The sequence below is a fragment of the Desulfosoma caldarium genome (assembly GCF_003751385.1).
GTDB classification, from domain to species: Bacteria; Desulfobacterota; Syntrophobacteria; order Syntrophobacterales; family DSM-9756; genus Desulfosoma; species Desulfosoma caldarium.
Genome location: NZ_RJVA01000013.1, coordinates 315,275 through 332,118, shown reverse-complemented (window position 1 = coordinate 332,118; position 16,844 = coordinate 315,275). Strand labels below are relative to the sequence as shown.

The following is a 16,844-nucleotide window of genomic DNA, read 5'->3' as shown; positions in this document are numbered from 1 at the left end:
TTTCTTCCTTTGTGTTTACTTAATTTTCAGGGACATCGGCCGAGTGGCACGATATCCGCCAGAGGGCTTCCAGCGCACTTCACCACAAGAAGGAGAGGGATGCCTATGATCTTGGAAATCAACCCCCGCAATCCGCAACCGCGCAAGATTCGACAAGTGGCAGACATTCTTTCCAAGGGAGGTCTCATCGCCTATCCCACGGACACCTATTACGGAATCGGGTGCGACCTGTTCAACAAGCCGTCCATCGAAAAGATCTACAAGCTCAAACGGCGGTCTCCTCATCAGCCCTTCAGCTTCATCTGCAGCGACCTCAAAAACATCAGCGAATACGCTCAGGTGACCAACTACGCCTACAAAACCATGAAACGGCTATTGCCAGGCCCCTACACCTTCATCTTAGAAGGGTCTCGGCTTGTGCCTCGCATCATGCTCACCAGACGAAAAGCCGTGGGGATTCGCGTCCCGGATCATCCCATTTGCATCGCCATCGTCAAGGAACTGGGACATCCCGTCATCAGCACTACCGCTACGGATCCGGAAACCGGCCACATTTTGGAGACGCCTCAAGAAATTCGTGATGTGCTGGGCCATTCCTTGGATCTCATCGTGGACGGCGGCCCCGTTCCCGGACGACCCTCCAGCGTGATTTCGCTCGTCGAAGACGTTCCCGAAGTGCTGCGAGAAGGCAGCGGGAACGTGGAAATCTTTCAAACCCCTTAGACTAGTGCCCCAAGACCAGTTCATAGCGCACCGGGCACAAGACCGGGTCCAGCACCTGATCCAGCACCTTGAGCCCGGTGGCTCCCAGAAGAAGCCGCAACAAACCGCGCCGTTTCTTTTCGGCATAAACGAGGCGCGGTTCGCCCGCAATGCCACCTAGTTCTTTGGCCTTGTTCACGGCGTCTTGGAAGTTGCCCAAGGCATCCACCAGCTTGAGGTCCAAGGCTTTTTCGCCGCTGAGCACTCGACCGTCCGAAATAGCCCGGATCTGGTCCGGGCTCAGCCGTCGCCCTTCGGCCACGTCGCGAATGAATTGCCCGTGCATGCCCTCGATGGTTTCCTGGAGCAAGGCCATTTCGTCGTCGGTCAAGGGCCGTCCCGGATTACCCACGTCCTTGAACTGACCGCTCTTGATGGTCACAGTGCGGTAGCCCACCTTGTCAAAAAGGCCCTGCAAGTTGGGCAGGTGCGCCACGACTCCGATGCTTCCGGTGAGGGTTCCCGGATTGGCGATGATGTAAGTGGCTGCCGCCGCAGCATAATAGCCGCCCGAAGCGGCGATGCCTCCAAACGAGGCCACCACGGGCTTTTCCATTGCCGTTCGCCGAACCTCTCGATAGACTTCCTGGCTCGCGCCCACGCCGCCGCCGGGAGATTCCACCCGCAAGACCAAGGCGCGGACATAAGGATCCCGGCGAAAGTCGCTCAAAGACTCCAGAACCGGGCGAGCATCGCTCAGAAGCCCTTGGATTTCCACCACGCCGATTCGGTTGGGTTCCTTAGTCCATTCCCATTGCGGCGCCAGGAGCCATAAGTACAGCCCCGCAAAGGGCACAAGCACCACGAAGGCGATCATCAGAAAAAGTTTGAGGATTTTCTTGAACATGTACCGATCCCTTAAAAACAAACACCCGGCATCACACTCAGCCGGGTGTTTGACGACCTCAAGGTGAGAACACGACCCTCAGGCCCCGGAAATGCCTCCCGAGTCCTACTCGCCCTGCATATTTTCCGCGTTCCGGCGCGCCGCTTCCAACACTTCTCTCAGGTTCGTGGTGGCAGCTTTGGAACTGTTGAGGTATTCCTTGTAGTCGGTCCGTTCCTCGTGTTCTTCGGCCTTCTTGATGGACAAGCCGATCTTTCGGTCCTTGGGCGAGATGTTAATCACCTTGGCCGTCACCTGATCCCCGACCTTGTATTCGTCCGGTGCGCCTTTGGCCTTTTCTTTGCCGATTTCCGACACGTGCACCAGCCCTTCGATGCCTTCTTCCAACTCAACGAAGAGGCCGAAGTCCGTCACATTGGTCACCGGTCCCGTGATGACGCTGCCTACGGGATAGCGCTGGGCCACACTCTCCCACGGATCCGGCTCCAACTGCTTGATCCCCAAAGAAAACCTCTCGTTTTCTTTGTCGATGTTAAGAACAATGGCCTGAACCTCCTGGCCTTTCTTGTAGATTTCTGAAGGATGCCGAATGCGCTTGATCCAGGAAATGTCCGAAATGTGCACCAGGCCGTCAATACCTTCGTCAATGCCGATGAAGATGCCGAAATCGGTAATGTTCTTGATTTTGCCGGAAATGATCGTGCCCACGGGATACTTTTCGGCGATGACACTCCACGGATTGGGTTCCAACTGCTTCATGCCTAGGGAGATGCGCTTGCGGTCCGGATCGATGCTCAAAATCACCGCTTCCACCTTGTCTCCGACACTCAAGATCTTGGACGGATGCCGAATCTTGCGCGTCCAGGACATTTCAGACACATGAATGAGCCCTTCGATACCTTCTTCAATTTCCACGAAGGCGCCGTAATCGGTGAGGCTCACCACCTTGCCCTGAATCTTTGTGCCCACGGGATACCTTTCGGCCGCGTTGGTCCACGGATCGGGTTGCAGCTGCTTGAGGCCCAAGGAGACGCGTTCGTTTTCGCGGTCAAAATGCAGCACCTTGACCTTGATGGTGTCCCCAATCTGGCACAGTTCTGATGGGTGCCCGATTCGGCCCCAGCTCATGTCGGTGATGTGCAGCAAACCGTCAATGCCTCCGAGGTCCACAAAGACACCGTAATCCGTGATGTTCTTGACCACACCTTCCATGACCTTGCCTTCTTCCAAAATCGACAAGGTCTGAACCTTTTGGCGTTCCCGTTCCTTTTCCAGAAGCACGCGTCGAGACAGCACCACGTTACGGCGCTTCTTGTTGTACTTGAGGATCTTGAAGTCAAAAGTCTTACCGATGAGGGCATCCAGGTTGCGCACGGGTCGCAGATCCACCTGGGAACCCGGCACAAAGGCGTGTATGCCAATGTCCACTGATAAGCCCCCCTTGACTCGGGACACCACCTTGCCCCGAATAACCCCGTCTTCGTTGTAAACCCGACTGATATCGTCCCAGACCTTTATCTTTTCCGCCTTTTCCTTGGAAAGGAAGATAGTTCCTTCTTCGTCGTCGTGGTATTCCAAAAGCACGTCCACCTCGTCGCCGAGGGCCACTTCCAGATTCCCATTTTCATCCTTGAATTCGGAGATGGGAATCTCTCCTTCGGACTTATAGCCGATATCGACCATGACATAATCGTCCGAAATCTGGACCACACGTCCGCGAACCACTTCACCTTCCTGAATGTTGCCGAAACTCTGGGCATAGAGCTTCTCGAAGCTGTCGCCGTCCGCATCGTCTATGTCGACTTCTCGTGCCGCATCGGCCTCATGAGTTTGGCGCTGCATCTCTAAATTTTCCAAGTTGTCTTTCGCCATCATTATACGACTACCCCCTTGTCCAAATTTCGGCTCACGCCGCCTTGACTGGGTGCGCACCATAGCAGACACCCAAATCCTTGACAATGCTAATCTGCACGAACCCTATAAGGTTAAGCCTGTTTTTTTCTCGCGGACTCCACGAGATTCATCACCACCTCGACCACCTGTGAGATACTCATGTCCGAAGTATCCACCACCACCGCCCCGTCTGCAGGTTTCAGGGGCGCGAGGGAACGACTCGCATCGGCATGGTCTCTCTCTTTCAACGCCTGCAACACGGCCTCAAAATCGGCTTCCATTTCCTGCTCACGGTATTGGGCCATGCGCCGCCTAGCCCTTTCTTCAGGGCTTGCCGTTAGAAACACTTTGACCGCCGCGTCGGGAAAAACCACGGTGCCCATATCCCGGCCTTCGGCCACCACGACAGCACCCCGAGCTAAGCGCCTTTGCTGATGAAGGAGGAATCGGCGCACGACAGGTTTTTGCGCGATGGTGGAAGCGCCGTGAGCGGTTTGCGGAGTGCGAATTTCCAAGCCTAAAGGAACCCCGCGCCAGAGGATCAGCAGGCGTGCATCGTGCACCATAAATTCAAGAGGCAGGTTCGACAGGGCACGGTCCAAAACGGTGTCGTCGGCATCCAGAAGTTTTTCTTGGCTCAAAGCCCACGCCACGGCACGGTACATGGCTCCCGAATCCAAATAGACGCCCCCAAGCCTTTCGGCCACACTCCGAGCGATGGTGCTCTTTCCGGAACCTGCCGGCCCGTCTATGGCAATGATCATCGGTCCAACTGTCTCAAAACCTTGGCAAAGGCCCTGAGAAATCTTTCGTTTTCTTCCGGGAGTCCCACGCTAATGCGAACGTAACGGTCGAGCCCATAGGCGTTCATGGCTCGAATAATCACGCCTTCGCGCAGCATGGCTTCATAGACCTTTTTGGCATCCACGGGCACGGCGATGAGAAAGAAGTTGGTGTGAGTGGGTAGATAGCGAACGCCGAGCGCATCCAATTCTCGATACAAGAAGGCTAAGCCTTCCTGGACCACGGCACGGCTTCTTTCCAGAAACGCATCGTCGTCCAGAGCGGCCAGGGCCGCCGCTTGGGCCAAAGTGCCCACATTGAAAGGTTGGCGCACGCGGTGCAGAAAGGATGCCAATTGAGGGTCCATGACACCGTAGCCTATGCGAAGTCCCGCCAGGCCGTAGGCCTTGGAAAAGGTGCGCGTCGTGACGACCCAGGGCCCTTGGGAATCCACGAAGTCCAGACCAGCAAAGGTGGCGTCCCGGGAAGCAAATTCGATGTAGGCCTCGTCGATAACCACCACCACATCGCGGGGCAGTTGTTGAAAGAAGCTTCGAAAAGCTTCTTCAGACAAAACAGTGCCGGTAGGGTTGTTGGGATTGTTGATAAATATGAGGCGCGTGCGATGGGTGATCGCCCTCAGCACGCCGTCTAGATCTATGGTAAAATCCTTCAAAGGCACAGAAACCACGGTGCCTCCGGCCGCTTGAACAGCCAGCTCATACACCAAAAAGGAAGGGTTTGGAATGACCACTTCAAGACCGGATCGAATCAGTGTGCGAATGACCAACTCGATGATTTCGTTGGATCCGTTGCCCAGCACCACCCCTTCCATGGGAACGTTCAGCTTTTCGGCAATTCTTCGGCGCAAATAGTACGCACTGCCGTCCGGGTAACGGTGCAAACCAGCAAGCTTTTCTCGAATGGCGGCAAGAGCCCGCGGGGAAGGGCCTAGGGGATTTTCGTTGCTGGCCAGTTTGATGGAGTCGGTAATTCCGAGCTCTCGCTCCAGCTCTTCAATGGGCTTTCCGGGAGGGTACGGAATAATGGCAGCGATATGCGAAGGCACCAGGTGCGAGATCAACAGGGTCGGGCTCCTTTCACAGTTCGTGGGCTGATGGACCGTGCACGCTCGACCTTATAAAAAAGAGACGCCCGAAACGCAAGCTTTTATGGCGTCTTGAAGCGGTTCTAGTTATATGTTTTAAAAGGCATTCGAAGAAGAGAGGGGGCGTTCCGACGCCTCGTCTACCTTTCACGAGGGAAGGGAACCAGCAGATGGCGCCGAACGCCGGCACAGAAGGGAGGCGGACAAGGCGATGGTCAAGAAAAAAGAACGCTCAAAACTGATGCTCGAGGAAGACCTACCAATCGAGAGCTTTCATGAAAAAGAGTCGGCCGTGGCGACACCCAGCAAGGACTGGCCCCAGGTCTATGACCCTCTGCGGGCTTACCTTGAGGAAATCAAGAGATACCCTCTACTAAGCCGGGAAGAGGAAACCCAGCTGGCCATTCGGTACAAGGAAAAAGGCGATCTGGATGCAGCCTATAGACTGGTTACATCCAATCTGCGCCTTGTGGTGAAAATCGCCATGGATTTTCAAAGGCACTGGATGCACAACCTCATGGACCTCATTCAGGAAGGCAACATCGGCCTCATGCAGGCGGTTAAAAAATTCGACCCTTACCGAGGCTACAAGTTTTCCTACTACGCCTCCTTTTGGATCAAGGCCTATATCATCAAGTTCATCATGGACAACTGGAAGCTGGTCAAGATCGGCACAACCCAGGCTCAAAGAAAGCTCTTTTTCAATCTGCGCAAAGAAAAGGAGCGCCTGGAAGCGCAAGGCATCGAGGCCAGCCCCAAGCTGCTCAGCCAACGCCTGGACGTCAAAGAATCGGAAGTGACCGAAATGGACATGCGCCTGACCAGCGGCGAGATTTCCCTGGATGCCCCGGTCGATCACGATTCAACAGACACGCACAAGGCTTTCTTGCCGTCTCGAGACATTCCCGTAGATGACATGCTCGCCGACGCGGAAGCCAAAGCCATTCTTCAGGAAAAGCTCAAAAGGTTTCGAGAAGGCCTCAAGGACAAAGAAGCCGCCATTTTCGATCATCGGCTGCTGACCGATGAACCCATGACCCTGCAGGAGATCGGAGATCAATTCGGGATCAGTCGAGAACGGATTCGACAGATCGAGAGCCGCTTGAAGAAAAAACTTAAAGCGTACCTTGAAGAAGAAGTGGAAGACCTGGAACTCCTTCAGGAAAGCCTCATCGACGCTTCATGACACACCTTCCGGTGCCTCGCTTTGAGACCCACCGGAAACCCATCGGCACCGACAGCCCGAACACAGTCCCGCGCGCCCAAACCTTCGGACCGGTAGAAGCCGGTCCCTACGCGCTGGAAACGCCACGCCCGATTGATAGGGTTCACGAAAGGGGAATCTGTCGAAGCGGCGCAAGCCCCGAAGCCGAAGCAGGCTAACCATTGGGCAGCCGGGTATTCCAGGAGCACTGAGCCTTGCGGCTCTTTGACAAAAAGACAGATGGCCTTCGCACAAAATGACGCAGCGCCGAAAACAACAGGCTAAAAGGCTCTTTGCCTATGCCGCCGACAGATTCCTTTGGAACTGTTCACACCGAGCCAAACTGCGAAGGCAAGACAAGGTCTCCTTGGGCTAGCAGCCGCGCTGCATTGCCCCCGGCAATGGCCGCTCTTTCTTCGGCGCTCAACCCGGCCTCGTCCATGTCCTTTTCATACCGGCTTGGGGGCAGCAATGGATAATCACTGCCCAAAAGGATGCGCTCGCAGCCCACGATGTCGATGGCCTGTCGGTACACGGCGCTGCGATACAGGAAAGGGGATGCAGCGGTGTCGTAGAAGACATGGGCCAGGGTTTCCGGAGCTTCTTTTTTGAGCAATTCGTACAAGAAAAGGCCTCCACCCCAATGGGCCAAAATAAGGGGCAGGTCCCGGCACAGGGCAGCAAGCTGGTAATAGAAGCGCAAGCCAAAGGGAGCCTTTCCAGGATAGGCGTGGCCGACAGGTTCATTGGCGTGCAAAAGCAAAAGCCTTCTGGACGAGCGGCACAGCGCTATGAGCGCCTCATAGGCCTGCACAGCTCGGCCTTCGTCGCACTCTTCGTAGACGGCCAACTCTCCCAACCCCGCCGCCCCGAGTTCCAGGCATCGGGAGGCTTCCTTTTCGGCCCATGGAGCAAGGGGATCAACACAGGCCAAGGGGATCAGGCGCTGCGGCACCCGCGCTGCCGATTCCAGCACGTAATCGTTGTGGCGGCGGGCCGTATCCTCATCTTTCCAGGGAAATCCAAAAATCACCGCAGCATGCACGCCGTTTTGATCCATGGCTTCAAGGAGCCCTTTCGTGTCCACGAGGCGAGCCTTGGGATGGCCGTAAAGCGCGCGAAAGGCCGGCTCGCCATCAAAGTAGCGCTCCCGATCGGCCACAATTTCCGAAGGAAAGGTGTGCACATGAAAATCTATTGTCATAGGCTGCCCCTTTAGAGATAAGGACATGGCAATCATCACGGCCCAAGAGATTAACGCAGACGCTTTCAAGGAGGCAATGGTGAAAAATTCCCAGCAGACCCCGTCACTAACCTCACTGCTTCCACCCCGAGAAGCTCACCTGGCCCGCACCACCGCTCGATTGGCCATCTTTGAAGCCGGGGCCTATATTCGAGAAAAATTCCAATCCCAGGCCGCCCTGTTGGTCGAAAGCAAAGGGTCTTTTGATTATGTCACGGAAGTGGATCGATGGTGCGAAGAGCTCATTCTGCACCGCCTTCGCAGCGCCTTTCCCGACCACACGTTGATGTCCGAAGAACGGCCCGTGGAAAACCACTCTCCATCCCACGTCTGGATTGTGGACCCGTTGGATGGCACCACCAACTTCATTCATGGGTTTCCCATGATTGCCATTTCCATCGCCTTTTCGATTCAAGGAACCGTGGTCATGGGATGGGTCTACGATCCCCTACGCCGTGAACTCTTTGAAGCGCACAAAGGCGCTGGAGCCTGGTGCAACGATCGCCCGCTTCCGCCCATGGCCCCGACGCCCTTGCAGGAAGCTCTTGTGGCCACAGGGTTTCCTTTCCGCGCTAAAGATCTTCTGGACCCGTACCTTGAAGTTTTCAAGGCGGTGTTTTCAAAAGTCAGCGGGATTCGGCGCGCCGGTTCCGCCGCTTTGGACCTTGCCTACGTGGCGGCCGGACGCGTTCAAGGATTTTGGGAAACTGGACTGAAACCGTGGGACGTGGCCGCCGCCGCCCTGCTCATTCAAGAAACCGCGGGAGTGGTAACGGATTTCTGGGGCTCACCGGCGTACTTGGAAAACGGGCATATTGTTGCCGGATCTTCGATGGTCCACCGATTTCTCATGGACAGCGTCGCGCCCCTTCGTGAGGCGCTTTCCCCGCCTTCCAACACGGCGCCAAAACGGCGGGTTCCATGAAAGATTACAGGTGCTTGGCCCAACGGTCTAGGCGGCGCGATTAGGTCTCCCTGGCCTGTGAAGAGGGAGGAACCATGCCCATGGCCATTAGTTTCTTGCTGGTCTCGTACACCACTTCCATTTTCTTGGGCGTGATCACGTGGCTCACAACACCCAATCCAAAGACGGGGTGCCAAATCAAGTCCCCTTCCTTGTACACATCGGTCATCTGGTACTCAGGAACCCCTTCTCGGCTGGCTTCCAAAAGGCGTGCGCGCCAATCGTCTTCCGTCTTGGGCTTTGGGGTTCCCTTGAGAAGCACGGACGGTATCACATCGTCCTCATCTTCGATGAGAATTCCGTCCTCCTCGTCCTCAAAATCCAAGTCGCCACCGCCTTCAAAATCTAGGCTGTCATCTTCGTAATTTTCCATCAACTCGTCTTTGTCCATGTCCTTGGCCATTGGCGTTCTCCACTGTCGTTCTGGGCTTTACCCCGTAAGGTCACGAGACTATTAAAACCGAGTCGTGTGGAGGTCAAGCCTTTTCCCTTGTGAAGCTCGAAGCGCTGTTCTTAGCCCGGAGGTTGCCCATGTTCAAGGTTTTCCTCACCCATATCTTGCCCGTCTTTTCCATAATCGGTCTCGGTTACCTGCTCATGCACCGGCGATTTATCGAAGAGAACTTCATCGCGTCAGCCAATCGGCTCGTCTACTACGTGGCCGTTCCTGCCATGCTTTTTCACGAAGTGGCACGCTCGTCCTTTTCCGAAAACTTTCATGGAGGTGCCGTTCTTTCTATGCTGGCCGGGCTTGCCGTGGTGACCGCCACAGGCTTCTGCATGGCCCACCTCAGCCCCCGCCCGACGTCCTTTAAGGCCACTTTTGTGCACAGCAGCTTTCATGGCAATCTGGGCTACATGGCCTATGCCATCGCCTTTTATGCCCTTGGAGAAAAATCCTTTGCGCAAACCGCCACTCTGAGCAGCTTTCTCATTGTGGCGCAAAACCTCCTAGCCGTCTGCGTCTTTGCCTACTATAAGCCGAAAAATGGCGGCTCCGTCGGGACCGACCGCTTTAATCTTCGGGATACCCTGCAGCGCATCGCTACCAATCCCATCATTGTTTCGGTCACGGCGGCCACCGCCTTTTCGTACCTTTCCCTTTCCCTTCATCCGGCCATTTCTCAGTCTTTGAAAATTCTCTCCGGCATGGCGCTTCCTTTGGCCCTCCTGCTCATCGGCACCTCTCTCTCCTTTCAGGCGTTTACCAAGCTGCTTTCGGCCATGAGCGTCATCGGGTTTCTCAAACTTTTTATCTTCCCTTCAATCGCCTACGGGCTCATGCGCTGGTGGCATGTGCCTTCAGCGTTTCATACGCCCGTGCTCATTCTTACGGCGGCCCCGCCAGCCACCATCACCTATATCATGGCTTCGGAACTCGGTGGCGACACACAACTGGCCGCCGCGGCCACGTCCTTTTTGACTTTATTCTCCGGCTTCACCTACGCCGTGCTGCTTTCCTTACATGGATAAAAGGCACGGCCCAGAGGCCGTCACAAGAAACCCCAAAAAACCGTCAAAGGCGGTCGGATCCGGGCTGGACACGGACATCAAAGGGGTTTGCGTTCCGGCAGGTCATCGCTTTCGTCGGAGGCGAGGCCGTGCTTGAAAAGCCTATAACGAAAGGATCGCAAGGTTAACCCGAGAAGTTGAGCAGCTTTGGATTTGGATCCTCCGGACCGTTCCAAAGCCTGCATGAGCAAATTCTTTTCCAGACCGGCCAGGTAGCTGGGAAGATTCATGCCTTGGGCAGGCAAAATGGGCCAGAGCGGTTCTTGGTCGTCGTGGCGCTTTCGACGCGACGTGGCAATGGTCAAACTCTCTGGCAAAATGATACTTGAAGACTCCAGGGCCACTCCTCGCTCAATGATGTTTTCCAGTTCCCGAACATTTCCCGGAAAATCGTATTGCTTCAAAATATCCATGGCATACGAGGAAATCTTTTGAATGTCCTTGCCGAAGGCCTTGGAAAACTTGGCCAGAAAATAATCAGCAAGCAGCGGAATATCTTCCCGCCGTTCCCTCAATGGCGGTATTCGCAGCTGGATGACGTTGAGCCGATAATACAAGTCTTCCCGAAACTCATGGTCGATGACCATGCGCTCGAGATCTCGATTGGTGGCGGAAATGATGCGCACATCCACGGGAATGTCAGCGGTATCCCCCAGCATGCGTATGGTTTTTTCCTGCACCACGCGCAACAACTTCACTTGCAGGCTGGGTGACAGTTCGCCAATTTCGTCCAGGAAAAGAGTTCCTCCCTGGGCAGCCTCCACGAGCCCCTTGCGGTCCACGGCGGCGCCCGTAAAAGCTCCTTTACGATAGCCGAAAAGTTCACTTTCGATGAGCGGTTCGGGAACACCCGCGCAGTTGACGGCCACAAAAGGTTTTTCCGCTCGTGGACTCCTCCTGTGAATGGCTTTGGCCACCAGCTCCTTGCCCGTCCCGCTTTCTCCGGTGATCAAAACATTGCTGGGGGTGGCCGACACTCGTTCAATGAGTTCGTAGATCTTCTTCATGGCCGGGCTTTCCCCAATCATGCATCCGAAATGCAAGGGACCTTGACGCACATGGGGGGGCACTTCGTGGCCTCGAGTCTTGAGGGCATTTTGAATGACCCGGCGCATTTCATCGATTTTAAAGGGCTTGGGCAAATAGTCGTAGGCCCCTTCGCGCATGGCGGCCACGGCGGTTTCCGTGCTGGCATACGCAGAAATCATGATGACCACGGTGCGAGGAGACAGCTGTTTGCATTGCCTGAGGACTTCCAGGCCGTCTACGGGTTTCATGCGAATGTCGGTGATGACCAAATCAAAAGGCTGTTCTCTAAGAAGATTCAAGGCTTCCGTGCCGCTGGCCGCACAGCGCACGGCGTAGCCATCTTTTTGAAGCATGATCTCCAGAAACTCCCGCATGCTCCGCTCATCGTCCACCACAAGGATTCGACGCCCATCGGCAAAATGTGGCATGCGGCTTTTCACTCCTTAAGCCATGGAATAGCGCACGACGCCATCCACCACGGTCATCATCGCCCGCCCTCTCACCGACCACCCTCGAAACGGGCAATTTCGCCCTTTGGACTGAAAGCGTTCGGGGTCCACGACCCACTCTGCATCGGGATCGATGACCGTGACATTCGCCGGAGAACCCGGCTCCAAACCGTCAAAGGGAAGACCAAGGATTTTCATGGGCTTACAGGTGACTTTGGCCAAAATGGTTAAGGGATCGGCAACCCCTTCTCGAATGAGGTTCAGCACCAGAGGCAGGGCCGATTCCAAGCCGATCATGCCATTGGCGGCGTCCTGAAACTCCGTTTCCTTTTCCAGAAGGCTGTGCGGCGCATGGTCTGTGGCAATGACATCGATGGTCCCGTCGGCCAGAGCTTCCTTGATGGCTTCCACATCGCGGCGCGTCCTCAAAGGAGGGTTCACTTTGTACACGGTATCAAAGCCTTCCACGGCCTCGTCGGTCAGGGTGAAATAATGGGGCGCAGTTTCACAGGTCACAGGAATACCCCGACGCTTGGCTTCGCGAAGAATCCACACCGAAGCTTCCGTGCTCACGTGGGCCACATGCAACCGGCCGCCCGTCAGTTCGGCCAAAAGCACGTCGCGGGCGATCATGGCGGCTTCTGCGGCCGCAGGAATGCCCTGCAGTCCCAGTTTCGTGGATACGAACCCTTCGTGCATGTGGCCTCCTTGGGACAAGGCCAGATCTTCGGCATGAGTGATGACCAGCAGGTCAAACGCCTTGGCGTATTCCAGGGCTCTTCGCATTAAAGCCGCGTTCATCACGGGACGGCCATCGTCGGAAACAGCCACCGCCCCCGCTTCACGAAGCTCTCCGAACTCGGCCAATTCCTCGCCTCGAAGTCCCTTGCTGATGGCCGCTACGGGGTAAACGCGGCAGTAGCCCTCTTCAGAAGCGCGCCGCACAATGAATTGCGTGACCGCAGCACAATCGTTGACCGGCTTGGTGTTGGGCATGCAGGCCACGGCGCCGAATCCTCCAGCCACCGCCGCGGCGGTTCCCGTGGCAATGGTTTCTTTGTATTCTTCGCCGGGTTCCCGCAAATGTACGTGCATGTCCACCCATGCGGGCACTACCCATTTCCCCATCACATCGATGACGCGGCGTTCCGCAGAAGGCTCTGCAATTTGGGGTTCCCAAATCACATCCTGAATCACACCATCTCGAAGGACCAGGTCTCCGATCCTGTCCATGCCCCGTTGCGGATCCATAAGGCGACCGCCACGAAGGACGATCTCCACAGCTTCCTCCCATGTCGTCTTAAGGTATTTCAGCCCTTTCAAACGGCCGATTCATGTCGTTGCATCAAGAGATACAGCAGGGCCATACGCACCGCCACACCGTTGTTCACCTGATCCAAAATAACCGAATGAGGGCCATCGGCCACTTCCGGACTGATTTCCACGCCGCGATTCATGGGGCCTGGATGCATGATGAGTACATCCGGTTTGGCCTGGGCTAGCTTTTGGCGATCGATGCCGTAATAGGTGGCGTATTCGCGCAGGGACGGCAACAGCCCCTGACCTTGCCTTTCCTTTTGAAGCCGCAGCACCATGATGACGTCCGCTAGGGGAATCACTGGTTCCAAACGGAGGGACACCCTCACGGGAAACTGTTCTATATGTGAGGGTAGCAGGGTGGGAGGGCCACAGACCAGAATACGAGCCCCCATTTTCGTCAGGCCCCAAATGTTGGATCGAGCCACCCGGCTGTGGGCAATATCCCCCACAATCAGCACGGTCAGACCATCCAACCGCCCTTTGTGTTGGCGAATGGTCAACATGTCCAAGAGGGCTTGGGATGGATGTTCATGCATGCCATCTCCGGCGTTGATCACGGAGGCCGTGGTGCGTTGAGCGATGCGGTGAGGTGTGCCCGAAGCCGAATGGCGAATGATGAACACATCCGGGCGCATGGCTTCCAGATTCTTGATCGTGTCCAAAAAGGTTTCCCCTTTCACCATGGAACTAGTGGAAGTGGCAATGCTGTAGGTGTCTGCGCTGAGCCTCTTGGCCGCGATGTCAAAAGAGGTGCGCGTTCGTGTGCTGGGCTCATAAAAGAGATGCACCACCGTCTTGCCTCGAAGGGTGGGAACCTTTTTGATGGACCTTGTGTTGATTTCTTTCAGGGATTCGGCAGTGTCGAGAATGGTTTCAATCTCATCCACCTCCAAATCCCGCATGCCAAGCAAGTCTTTTCTCGAAAAGGCCATCTGCCCATCCTCAATGCTTCTCCCAAGACCCCATGCGACTTTTTTAAAAAATTACCATGATTCGTACGGAAAGGTGAGAAAAAAAATCCGTCGCCCACGATGGAGACAGGATCCTTGACACGAGGAGCCAATCCCTATAAATGAAACGGCACTTCAGAGCCGTGTGTTCTTTCTATTATTTCGACTGGTGAGGACGCCCTTCGCAGCGCCCTTCGAAGGGCGTGGGGGGTGCTTTTTTCATTTCCTCGACACGGTTTTGAAGGGGTCTTATTAGAACTGGAGGCATGGCATGGAAAGGGTTCCCATCACTCGAGAAGGTTATGAAAGGCTGCGCCAGGAACTGCAGCGGTTGCAAAAGGAAGAGCGCCCCAAGGTGATCAAAGCCATTGAAGAAGCGCGAGGGCACGGGGATCTTTCGGAAAACGCCGAATACGAAGCTGCCAAAGAAAAGCAGGCACTCATCGAAGGGCGCATTGCGGACATTCAGGAAAAACTGGCCCATTCGGAAATAGTGGAAACCAACGGCTCCAACGGAGGACGGGTCATGTTTGGATTCACCGTGGTCCTGGAAGACTTGGACAACGGCGAAGAACTCACCTACAAGCTCGTCGGCCCTTACGAAGCGGACATTCAGGCCGGCACGTTGTCCGTCAGTTCGCCTTTGGGCAAGGCCTTGATCGGCAAGGAAGAAGGCGACACCGTGTCGGTGCGAACGCCCAAAGGGCTTCGCCAGTTGGAAATCGTAGAAGTGCGCCCCTGAAAGGCGCAAAGCGTCTTGACAGAAAACATCTAGGCGGGTAAAAAACGGGGCTTCTGAAAAGGCACCGCAAGCGCTTTTGGGGCCTCATGACGGTTAAAGATAGAAGGAGGGATAGGTTTTGGCCAATCACAAATCCGCCCTGAAAAGAGCCAGGCAGAGTGAAGTGCGCCGCATGCGGAACCGCGCGCGCAAGAGCCGCATGAAAACGGCAATCAGGAAGCTGGAAGAAGCGATTCGCACCAATGCTGTGGATGAAGCCGTGGTGCGGCTTCGAGAAGCCACGTCGATCATTGCAAAAACCGCCGCCAAGGGTACCATTCACCGCAACACGGCAGCGCGCAAGATTTCCAGGCTGACCAAGAAAGTCAACATGCTCAAGGTCGCTCAAAGCGCCTGATGTGACCATTCGATCTTTTTAAGACAACCGGCTGTTTACCGTCCTGCTTGCCAAAAACTTAAGAAGGAGGGCCCAAAGGGGTAGCCGCCTTCTTTTGCGCCCCGAAAACACCCATCCGATACAGAATGAGCTCCAGGGCCCTTTCCGGATCCAAGGCTGTGGTCTTTAAGGAAAGGTCCGTGGCCATGAGGGTCGCGTGCAGCTGCAGGAGGGCTTCTTCGGAAAAGTGGTGGGCATAACGGGCGGTTTTTTCCACGGCAAAGGGAGGAAGTTTCAGTTTCTTGGCCAAGCTCGACACCGTCTCCCCTCGAGCCAATCCGTCCTTGACCTGCCACAGCAAACGCACGTGGCGCGCCAGCAGCGCAAGAAGCCCCAGCGGCGCATCCCCTCTTTGAAGCACGTGTCGAAGAACGGCAAAGGCGGCTGCGGACCGGCCTTCGGCCACATGGTCCATGAGCTTGAAAACATGCTCCGACCGTATGGAACTGGAGGCAACTTCCACGTCGTCCGCCGTAATCTGTGACGCGTCCCCCACGTAGAGGCACAGCTTTTCGATTTCCTTTTCCAGGGCATGCAGATCGGTTCCCACGGCTTCCACGAGCAAAGAAGCGGCCGATGGGGTCAGGGTCTTGCCCCATGCCGCCGCCTTTTCTCGAGCCCAGGCCGGCAACTGGCGTTCCTGAAGAGGCTGAAAGTCCACGATGGCGCCATGAGCTTCCACGGCCTTTTCCAGACCCTTCCAGCTCTTTTTGAGTCCCAGGGTCAAGACCACATGGGTTCGAGGGTTCGGGTTCGCCGCATAGCGCTCCAGCACATCCCGCTGCTCTTTGGGCCACAGATCCACATGACGCACGCGCAGTACGCGACGGGAAGTGAACATGGGCACCGTGCGCGCCCGGTTCACCACCTCGTGAACGGTCGTGTCCTTGGCATCCAGGCTTTCTCCCTGAACCGATGGGCCTTCAAGGCCCCGCACGGCCTTCAGCAAGGCTTCCCACGCCTTGTCCATAAGGGCCGCTTCGTCACCTCGAAAAAGATAGATAGTTTTCGGTGGAATCTCGCCCAGGTGTTTGAAAAACAGGCGGCTGTCCATGGCGTGCTAAAATTGGCTCATGAACCGATCAAAGATGCGGGCGGCCGTTTCCTTCGCCGCCCTTTGAAGAGCGCCTTGACGATTCTGAAAAGAGACGATGGCCTGCGGGTTTTGTACATAGTCTTCAAAGTAAGTTAGGGCTCGATCTTGCCACAGAATCTTGCCCGTTTCTCTATCCACACAGCGCACGTCCAGAGTGACTGTTAGGCGGGTGAGGACGGTGTCCTGCGCCTCGCGGTGCGCCACAGCGATGGTCGAAAGCCGTCGAATCTGACCGATAAAGACGGCGTCCGCTTCGGATTCCGGGACCACGCGAAGCCGACTCTTCGTGAGAAACTCCTGGCGCAAGGCGCCTGTGAAAACCGCTTCGATGCCTGGCTCCGCCGTCAGGTTTTCAAAGACTGGAACCGCCACGGTTTGAAGACGCGGGTCCAGTTGCGTACCGTCGCCGGAAAAATGATACCCGCACGCACCACCGCACAGAAAAAAACTTAATGCCACAAGGTTACGAAGGCATCGGCCCATGAGCCATTCTTGTTCCGAAACCG

At 55.8% G+C, this 16,844-nt stretch carries 17 protein-coding genes; 6 read left to right on the top strand and 11 right to left on the bottom strand.

The features are described from left to right. The first annotated feature begins 105 nt into the window (after nt 1–105). Nucleotides 106–723, top strand: a complete 618-nt coding sequence (locus EDC27_RS11890) for an L-threonylcarbamoyladenylate synthase (RefSeq protein ID WP_123290826.1) — start codon at nt 106–108, stop codon at nt 721–723. Between the two features lies 1 nt (nt 724). On the opposite strand, the gene sppA is transcribed toward EDC27_RS11890, so the two are convergent. From sppA to hisC, 4 genes are all read right to left on the bottom strand, one after another. After that, a complete protein-coding gene (sppA, locus tag EDC27_RS11885; RefSeq protein WP_123290825.1) occupies nt 725–1,609 on the bottom strand; it encodes a signal peptide peptidase SppA in 885 nt (294 codons plus the stop codon). A gap of 105 nt (nt 1,610–1,714) precedes the next feature. After that, nucleotides 1,715–3,484, bottom strand: a complete 1,770-nt coding sequence (locus EDC27_RS11880; RefSeq protein ID WP_123290824.1) for a 30S ribosomal protein S1 — start codon at nt 3,482–3,484, stop codon at nt 1,715–1,717. A 110-nt stretch (nt 3,485–3,594) separates the two neighbouring features. Then, nucleotides 3,595–4,266, bottom strand: coding sequence for a (d)CMP kinase (cmk, locus tag EDC27_RS11875; protein WP_123290823.1), 672 nt, complete (start codon nt 4,264–4,266; stop codon nt 3,595–3,597). Next, nucleotides 4,263–5,369, bottom strand: a complete 1,107-nt coding sequence (hisC, locus tag EDC27_RS11870) for a histidinol-phosphate transaminase (protein WP_211334881.1) — start codon at nt 5,367–5,369, stop codon at nt 4,263–4,265. The genes cmk and hisC overlap by 4 nt, the downstream gene beginning before the upstream one ends. 235 nt (nt 5,370–5,604) lie before the next feature. Here hisC and EDC27_RS11865 point away from each other — a divergent pair, with 235 nt between their 5' ends. Next, the gene (locus EDC27_RS11865; protein WP_123290822.1) at nt 5,605–6,579 is read left to right on the top strand and encodes a sigma-70 family RNA polymerase sigma factor; all 975 of its coding nucleotides are present in this window, start codon (nt 5,605–5,607) and stop codon (nt 6,577–6,579) included. 346 nt (nt 6,580–6,925) lie between these two features. Here the strand turns inward: EDC27_RS11865 and EDC27_RS11860 are convergent, their stop codons facing one another. Beyond that, a complete protein-coding gene (locus EDC27_RS11860) occupies nt 6,926–7,801 on the bottom strand; it encodes an amidohydrolase family protein (RefSeq protein WP_123290821.1) in 876 nt (291 codons plus the stop codon). Nucleotides 7,802–7,826: 25 nt separating this feature from the next. Between EDC27_RS11860 and EDC27_RS11855 the strand changes: the two genes are divergently transcribed. Beyond that, on the top strand, nt 7,827–8,765 hold the full coding sequence (locus EDC27_RS11855; RefSeq protein WP_123290820.1) for an inositol monophosphatase family protein: 939 nt from the start codon (nt 7,827–7,829) through the stop codon (nt 8,763–8,765). A 40-nt stretch (nt 8,766–8,805) separates the two neighbouring features. On the opposite strand, the gene EDC27_RS11850 is transcribed toward EDC27_RS11855, so the two are convergent. Then, nucleotides 8,806–9,207, bottom strand: coding sequence for a hypothetical protein (locus tag EDC27_RS11850; protein WP_123290819.1), 402 nt, complete (start codon nt 9,205–9,207; stop codon nt 8,806–8,808). A gap of 128 nt (nt 9,208–9,335) precedes the next feature. Here EDC27_RS11850 and EDC27_RS11845 point away from each other — a divergent pair, with 128 nt between their 5' ends. After that, nucleotides 9,336–10,277, top strand: a complete 942-nt coding sequence (locus EDC27_RS11845; protein ID WP_123290818.1) for an AEC family transporter — start codon at nt 9,336–9,338, stop codon at nt 10,275–10,277. Nucleotides 10,278–10,354: 77 nt separating this feature from the next. On the opposite strand, the gene EDC27_RS11840 is transcribed toward EDC27_RS11845, so the two are convergent. The 3 genes from EDC27_RS11840 to EDC27_RS11830 form a co-directional block, all read right to left on the bottom strand. Beyond that, a complete protein-coding gene (locus tag EDC27_RS11840; protein ID WP_123290817.1) occupies nt 10,355–11,773 on the bottom strand; it encodes a sigma-54-dependent transcriptional regulator in 1,419 nt (472 codons plus the stop codon). A 15-nt stretch (nt 11,774–11,788) separates the two neighbouring features. Next, on the bottom strand, nt 11,789–13,045 hold the full coding sequence (locus EDC27_RS11835; RefSeq protein WP_123290816.1) for a dihydroorotase: 1,257 nt from the start codon (nt 13,043–13,045) through the stop codon (nt 11,789–11,791). Between the two features lie 68 nt (nt 13,046–13,113). Next, nucleotides 13,114–14,046 carry an aspartate carbamoyltransferase catalytic subunit gene (locus EDC27_RS11830; RefSeq protein ID WP_123290815.1) on the bottom strand — a complete coding sequence of 311 codons (933 nt, stop codon included), beginning with the start codon at nt 14,044–14,046 and terminating at the stop codon, nt 13,114–13,116. Nucleotides 14,047–14,335: 289 nt separating this feature from the next. Here EDC27_RS11830 and greA point away from each other — a divergent pair, with 289 nt between their 5' ends. Together greA and rpsT are read left to right on the top strand one after the other, a co-directional pair. Beyond that, complete coding sequence (gene greA, locus EDC27_RS11825) at nt 14,336–14,806, top strand: transcription elongation factor GreA (protein ID WP_123290814.1); 471 nt, start codon at nt 14,336–14,338, stop codon at nt 14,804–14,806. Nucleotides 14,807–14,924: 118 nt separating this feature from the next. After that, the gene (gene rpsT, locus EDC27_RS11820) at nt 14,925–15,203 is read left to right on the top strand and encodes a 30S ribosomal protein S20 (protein WP_123290813.1); all 279 of its coding nucleotides are present in this window, start codon (nt 14,925–14,927) and stop codon (nt 15,201–15,203) included. Between the two features lie 58 nt (nt 15,204–15,261). Here the strand turns inward: rpsT and holA are convergent, their stop codons facing one another. Both holA and lptE read right to left on the bottom strand, forming a co-directional pair. After that, on the bottom strand, nt 15,262–16,296 hold the full coding sequence (gene holA, locus EDC27_RS11815) for a DNA polymerase III subunit delta (RefSeq protein ID WP_123290812.1): 1,035 nt from the start codon (nt 16,294–16,296) through the stop codon (nt 15,262–15,264). A 6-nt stretch (nt 16,297–16,302) separates the two neighbouring features. Then, nucleotides 16,303–16,821 (bottom strand): LPS assembly lipoprotein LptE, encoded by a 519-nt coding sequence (gene lptE / locus EDC27_RS11810; protein WP_123290811.1) that lies wholly within the window; start codon nt 16,819–16,821, stop codon nt 16,303–16,305. Between the last annotated feature and the right edge of the window lie 23 nt (nt 16,822–16,844).

Bases quoted from the DNA above. Each gene is read 5' to 3' on its own strand.
- EDC27_RS11890 (WP_123290826.1), top strand. From the start codon at position 106: ATGATCTTGGAAATCAACCCCCGCAATCCGCAACCGCGCAAGATTCGA.
- sppA (WP_123290825.1), bottom strand. From the start codon at position 1,609: ATGTTCAAGAAAATCCTCAAACTTTTTCTGATGATCGCCTTCGTGGTG.
- EDC27_RS11880 (WP_123290824.1), bottom strand. From the start codon at position 3,484: ATGATGGCGAAAGACAACTTGGAAAATTTAGAGATGCAGCGCCAAACT.
- cmk (WP_123290823.1), bottom strand. From the start codon at position 4,266: ATGATCATTGCCATAGACGGGCCGGCAGGTTCCGGAAAGAGCACCATC.
- EDC27_RS11865 (WP_123290822.1), top strand. From the start codon at position 5,605: ATGGTCAAGAAAAAAGAACGCTCAAAACTGATGCTCGAGGAAGACCTA.
- EDC27_RS11860 (WP_123290821.1), bottom strand. From the start codon at position 7,801: ATGACAATAGATTTTCATGTGCACACCTTTCCTTCGGAAATTGTGGCC.
- EDC27_RS11855 (WP_123290820.1), top strand. From the start codon at position 7,827: ATGGCAATCATCACGGCCCAAGAGATTAACGCAGACGCTTTCAAGGAG.
- EDC27_RS11850 (WP_123290819.1), bottom strand. From the start codon at position 9,207: ATGGCCAAGGACATGGACAAAGACGAGTTGATGGAAAATTACGAAGAT.
- EDC27_RS11845 (WP_123290818.1), top strand. From the start codon at position 9,336: ATGTTCAAGGTTTTCCTCACCCATATCTTGCCCGTCTTTTCCATAATC.
- EDC27_RS11840 (WP_123290817.1), bottom strand. From the start codon at position 11,773: ATGCCACATTTTGCCGATGGGCGTCGAATCCTTGTGGTGGACGATGAG.
- EDC27_RS11835 (WP_123290816.1), bottom strand. From the start codon at position 13,045: ATGGATCCGCAACGGGGCATGGACAGGATCGGAGACCTGGTCCTTCGA.
- EDC27_RS11830 (WP_123290815.1), bottom strand. From the start codon at position 14,046: ATGGCCTTTTCGAGAAAAGACTTGCTTGGCATGCGGGATTTGGAGGTG.
- greA (WP_123290814.1), top strand. From the start codon at position 14,336: ATGGAAAGGGTTCCCATCACTCGAGAAGGTTATGAAAGGCTGCGCCAG.
- holA (WP_123290812.1), bottom strand. From the start codon at position 16,296: ATGGACAGCCGCCTGTTTTTCAAACACCTGGGCGAGATTCCACCGAAA.
- lptE (WP_123290811.1), bottom strand. From the start codon at position 16,821: ATGGGCCGATGCCTTCGTAACCTTGTGGCATTAAGTTTTTTTCTGTGC.